The sequence below is a fragment of the Shewanella waksmanii ATCC BAA-643 genome, assembly GCF_000518805.1.
GTDB classification, from domain to species: domain Bacteria; phylum Pseudomonadota; class Gammaproteobacteria; order Enterobacterales; family Shewanellaceae; genus Shewanella; species Shewanella waksmanii.
The window spans coordinates 1-5188 of record NZ_JAEH01000082.1 but is presented as its reverse complement, the minus strand read 5'-3'; the positions used below and the strand labels follow the sequence as shown (position 1 = coordinate 5188).

The window sequence follows — 5188 nt, the reverse complement described above, 5'->3', positions numbered from 1 at the left end:
AATTTGTCTGGAAACCATAGCATTGTGGTCCCACCTGATCCCATCCCGAACTCAGAAGTGAAACGCAATTGCGCCGATGGTAGTGTGGGGTCTCCCCATGTGAGAGTAGGTCATTTCCAGACGCCTATTTAGATTTTCTTAGAAAATCGTGTCTCCTAGCTCTGACAAGCTAGCGACTTAAAAAGAATTTAGCATGATGCGTAAGCACTTTGCTAAAGGAGCGGTAGTTCAGTTGGTTAGAATACCGGCCTGTCACGCCGGGGGTCGCGGGTTCGAGTCCCGTCCGCTCCGCCAACATTAAGACGAAAGCCTCTGCAGCAATGCAGAGGCTTTTTTCGTATATGATTTTGAAAAAAAACCATGTCGAAATTAAAAAGCAATTCGCCAAATAAGCTGTGGTTCAGTGGGGCTTATATTGTTCCCGACAATGTTTAGCACAATCTCTATCGATGGAGACATTAGACTCTTTTGAATAGAAAGCAGCCTGTCACGCCGGGGTCGCGGGTTCGTCTCTTGATAAGAGCAAGTCCGCTCCGCCAACATTACGATAAGCCCTAGCAGCAATGCTAGGGCTTTTTCGTATCTGCAATTCGCTAAATAATCTGTGGTTCAGTGGGGCTTATATTGCCCTAGCTATATTAAGCACCTCTCATCAAGCCGTTAAGTCGGTGGGCAAAACTTTGAACTGAAGATATTCACTGTTAGCCATTTCCGTTACAATAACTTTTTTTGTTCAAAGAACTGATCATGCAACTACTCCCCGTCGCCTCGTTGAAACCCTATAACACCTTGGGCTTAGACTACCAATGCCAGCATTTATGCCTTATTGATTCTACACAGGAACTAAAGGCGCTATTTACCAAGGGGATTAATGGGCCTTATTTAATCTTGGGAGGCGGCAGTAATGTAGTACTAACTGCAGATTTTGCTGGTACGGTTATTGTCATTAGAACGACAGGGAAAGTCATGACCGATAATGGGCAGGATTACCTTTTGTCGGTGGCTGCTGGAGAGAATTGGCATGACTTGGTCGAATGGACATTACAGCAAGGGGTAGGTGGTTTAGAGAACCTAGGTTTAATCCCTGGTAGCGTTGGTGCTGCACCTGTACAGAATATTGGTGCCTATGGTCTGGAGCTTGCAGAGGTTTGTGATTGGGTCGAATATCTCGATTTAACCGACCTTGCCATAAAGAGGATAAGCGGCAAAGAATGCGAGTTTGTTTACCGTGAATCGGTTTTTAAAGGGCGCTTAAAAGGCAAAGCGGTGATTACTCAGGTAGGCTTGCGCTTGCCCAAGCAGTGGCAACCTCGCCTAGATTATGGCCCTCTTAAAGGCTTCGTAGGCAAAGCGGTGTCAGCCCAAGAGGTTTTCGATACGGTCTGCCAGGTAAGGTCAACTAAATTGCCAGATCCTAATCAACTGGGTAATGCTGGCAGTTTTTTTAAAAACCCTGTGATCAACAGTGCGCACTATCATCAATTGCTTGAACAATATCCTAGCATGGTTGCCTATCGGCTTACTGAAGGTGACTATAAACTTGCTGCGGGCTGGCTAATCGAACAAGCTGGTTTAAAAGGATATGTGCTGGGTGATGCTGCGGTACATGATCAGCAAGCGTTAGTGTTGGTCAATCAAGGGCAAGCTAGCGGTGATGATATCTGTCAGCTAGCGTCGTATGTAAAACAACAAATTAGCCGCCTTTTTGGTGTTGCTTTAGAAATAGAGCCAAGAATTATTGGCGCTGAAGGTGAAAAGGAGTAGTTGATGCAAGATCAATGGATTCGCAAGCGAGCAATTATCAAATTACTGAGCAGTGTGCAATTTGTGTCAGGTGAAGAGTTAGCCACAGAGCTATCCATTAGCCGTGCGGCAATTGGTAAACATATTGGCGGCCTTGAAGAGTACGGTGTCGATATTTTTAGCGTCAAAGGTAAAGGTTATAAGTTGGCCACGCCTATATCGATGATAGATGAGAAAGCCCTGCTTGAGCGCTCTCAAGGGCGTTGCTTTTACTTTGATGAAGTCGCTTCAACCAATGGCTTTTTATTAAAGCATGTTGAAGAGCTATCTAGCGGCGATTTATGTGTTGCAGAATACCAATCGGCTGGGCGCGGTAGACGGGGAAGAACATGGGTTTCACCTTATGGCGGCCACCTGTACTTTTCGCTGTTCTGGCGCTTTCCTCAGGGGATGGCACAAGCGATGGGGTTAAGCTTAGTTGTTGCCTGTTCCTTATCTAAAGTGCTTGAACAGTTCGGTGTAGCGGGTGTCGGGGTTAAGTGGCCTAATGACATCTATCTCGATCATAAAAAGTTGGCAGGCGTACTGGTTGAGATGAGCGGCCAAGCAGACAGCGAGTGTAATCTCGTGATTGGCATAGGGATAAACCTAGCAATGTCTCCCGCACAAGCACAACAGATTGATCAGCCATGGAGTGACCTTAGCCAGCAAACCGACCTGCCTAATAAGACTGAGTTAGCTTTAGCGTTACAGGCACAATTAATAAAAGACCTGAAACTGTTTGAGCAATCTGGGCTCGGTGCCTTCTTGCCGCGTTGGCAACAGGCTGACATTTTTGAGAATCAGCAAGTTAAGTTGTTGATGGGTGATAAAAGCATTTCGGGTATTTGCCGAGGGATTGATGAGCAAGGCGCTTTGTTACTTGAGTCTGAAGGTGAAGTGCGTGCTTATGTGGGCGGAGAGATCAGTTTGCGAGCTAACTAACCGCAGTTAGCTCGACGGCAAACGTTATTTTTTACGCATTAATACTTGGCTCATTAAGTGATCTGCGCCTTTCTGTAAAATTAAACTGGCGCGATCACGCGTGGGCAATATGTTGAGGTTGAGATTGGGTCCATTGATACTGTCCCAGATGTTGGCGGCAATGCGTTTTGCTTCTTGATCATTCAGTTTGGAGTAATGATGAAAGTAGGAATTTGTGTCGCTAAATGCCCCTTGTCTAAACTTTAAAAAGCGCTGTATATACCAGTCTTTTAGTAAGGCTTCATTGGCATCAACAAATATAGAAAAATCTACAAAATCAGAAACGTAAGGTTCTTGCATTGGCAGATGAGAGTCTTGCCCTGTTTGCAGCACATTGAGCCCTTCTATGATTAAAATATCAGGCTGGTTAATTACTTGCTGTTGGGCCAGTCGGTCGTAAGTGATGTGGCTGTACAGTGGGGCACTGACTTGCTCTTCTCCCGATTTAACCTTAGCGATAAACTCTACTAAGAGTTTCATGTCATAGCTTTCTGGAAATCCCTTACGTTGCAGCAAACCGCGGCGTTTTAACTCTGCTAAGGGATAAAGAAACCCATCTGTGGTGACTAATTCTACTTTAGGGTGCTCCGGCCACTGACGCAGTAGCGCTTGTAATATTCGCGCCGTCGTACTTTTCCCGACAGCAACGCTGCCGGCGATACTAATGATATAAGGTCGTTTGGGGGGCGTACGGCCGAGAAATTCATTGAGCACGACACCGCGCTTTTGTTTGGCACCAACGATAAGATTTAATAGACGACTTAATGGCAGGTATATATCTGTTACTTCAGACAGCGAGATATTCTCGTTAATACCACGAAGGTTGGCCAAATCTATTTCGCTGAGCGTAAGCGGAACAGATTTACGTAATTCTGCCCATTGCTGCCGACCAAACGCTAAATAGAGCGCTTGATGAATCTGATTTGTCGATGTCATTGATTCTCTCCCATTAGGAGTCGCACAGTACACCATCGTGATTATGTGAACAACATCAAACATAGCTTTGCGATATTGAATTCGCCTAGTCGCTACAACGATAGTGTGAAAAATGCACCAAACCGCCTTTTTATGGCTGAAAAAGCAACGTTTGACGCTTTTTTTGAGAAAAATTAAAAATAGGTATTGCACTTATGCTCACATTTACCTAATATCCGCTACCGAAATGACACGCCGGCATAGCTCAGTTGGTAGAGCAACTGACTTGTAATCAGTAGGTCCCGAGTTCGACTCTTGGTGCCGGCACCATTTCTCTGGAGGGGTTCCCGAGTGGCCAAAGGGATCAGACTGTAAATCTGACGGCTCAGCCTTCGAAGGTTCGAATCCTTCTCCCTCCACCATATTCTAGGTAGTTAGGTAACCTGAAGTAGGTTGCGCGGATGTCGTATAATGGTATTACTCCAGCCTTCCAAGCTGATAACGCGGGTTCGATTCCCGCCATCCGCTCCAAAATCTTGCTGATAATACTTAATCAGTAGAAAGCACTCGGTATCGAGTGCTTTTTCCGGTTTAAGGCTACCTATCAGCACCGACCTACTTCTCACTTCCCAATTATCTTTTTAACTGATTCGATGTCATTAAATGCATCGGATTTTTTGCTATATGCAGTTTCATCACCAAATACTTTGGATTGGGGCAATACCATGGCTAAAGAAAAATTTGAACGTAATAAACCCCACGTGAACGTGGGCACCATTGGTCACGTTGACCATGGTAAAACAACTCTAACTGCTGCTATCTCTGCTGTATTGACTAAGACATACGGTGGTGAAGCACGTGATTTCGCACAAATCGATAACGCTCCAGAAGAGCGCGAGCGTGGTATTACAATTAATACTTCTCACATCGAATATGACACTCCAACTCGTCACTACGCACACGTAGACTGCCCAGGTCACGCGGATTATGTTAAAAACATGATCACTGGTGCTGCACAGATGGACGGCGCAATCCTAGTAGTTGCTTCTACAGATGGCCCAATGCCACAAACACGTGAGCACATCCTGCTTTCACGTCAAGTAGGTGTACCTTTCATCATCGTATTCATGAACAAATGTGACATGGTTGACGATGAAGAACTACTTGAACTAGTAGAAATGGAAGTTCGTGAACTTCTTTCAGAATATGAATTCCCAGGTGATGACCTACCAGTTATCCAAGGTTCTGCACTTAAAGCGCTTGAAGGCGAAGCAGAATGGGAAGCGAAAATCATTGAACTAGCAGAAGCTCTAGATACTTATATCCCAGAGCCAGAGCGTGCAATCGATGGTGCATTCATTCTTCCAATTGAAGATGTATTCTCAATCTCAGGCCGTGGTACAGTAGTAACAGGTCGTGTAGAGCGCGGTATCATCAAAGTTGGTGAAGAAGTAGAAATCGTAGGTATCAAAGAAACTACTAAGACTACTTGTACTGGTGTTGAAAT

General features: G+C 45.1%; 4 protein-coding genes, 4 tRNA genes and 1 rRNA gene. 8 read left to right on the top strand and 1 reads right to left on the bottom strand.

The genetic code is table 11. From position 1 onward, the window contains the following. The first annotated feature begins 6 nt into the window (after positions 1-6). From rrf to birA, 4 genes are all read left to right on the top strand, one after another. Positions 7-122: ribosomal RNA gene (gene rrf / locus L865_RS0119900) — 5S ribosomal RNA — on the top strand. 95 nt (positions 123-217) lie between these two features. Next, positions 218-294, top strand: a tRNA-Asp gene (locus tag L865_RS0119895). Between the two features lie 453 nt (positions 295-747). Next, the gene (gene murB / locus L865_RS0119890; RefSeq protein ID WP_028774833.1) at positions 748-1764 is read left to right on the top strand and encodes a UDP-N-acetylmuramate dehydrogenase; all 1017 of its coding nucleotides are present in this window, start codon (positions 748-750) and stop codon (positions 1762-1764) included. Positions 1765-1767: 3 nt separating this feature from the next. Further along, complete coding sequence (gene birA / locus L865_RS0119885) at positions 1768-2727, top strand: bifunctional biotin--[acetyl-CoA-carboxylase] ligase/biotin operon repressor BirA (RefSeq protein WP_028774832.1); 960 nt, start codon at positions 1768-1770, stop codon at positions 2725-2727. Between the two features lie 24 nt (positions 2728-2751). Here the strand turns inward: birA and coaA are convergent, their stop codons facing one another. After that, positions 2752-3702, bottom strand: coding sequence for a type I pantothenate kinase (gene coaA, locus L865_RS0119880; protein WP_028774831.1), 951 nt, complete (start codon positions 3700-3702; stop codon positions 2752-2754). Between the two features lie 233 nt (positions 3703-3935). On the opposite strand from coaA, the gene L865_RS0119870 reads away from it, so the two are divergent. The 4 genes from L865_RS0119870 to L865_RS0119855 form a co-directional block, all read left to right on the top strand. Further along, positions 3936-4011, top strand: a tRNA-Thr gene (locus L865_RS0119870). A 7-nt stretch (positions 4012-4018) separates the two neighbouring features. Next, positions 4019-4103, top strand: a tRNA-Tyr gene (locus tag L865_RS0119865). A 35-nt stretch (positions 4104-4138) separates the two neighbouring features. Further along, a tRNA-Gly gene (locus L865_RS0119860) sits at positions 4139-4212 on the top strand. A 194-nt stretch (positions 4213-4406) separates the two neighbouring features. Beyond that, on the top strand, positions 4407-5188 hold a 782-nt coding region (locus L865_RS0119855), incomplete at its 3' end, for an elongation factor Tu (protein WP_028774830.1).

Excerpts from the sequence above, each read along its gene's own strand:
- murB (WP_028774833.1), top strand. The coding sequence starts at position 748 with ATGCAACTACTCCCCGTCGCCTCGTTGAAACCCTATAACACCTTGGGC.
- birA (WP_028774832.1), top strand. The coding sequence starts at position 1,768 with ATGCAAGATCAATGGATTCGCAAGCGAGCAATTATCAAATTACTGAGC.
- coaA (WP_028774831.1), bottom strand. The coding sequence starts at position 3,702 with ATGACATCGACAAATCAGATTCATCAAGCGCTCTATTTAGCGTTTGGT.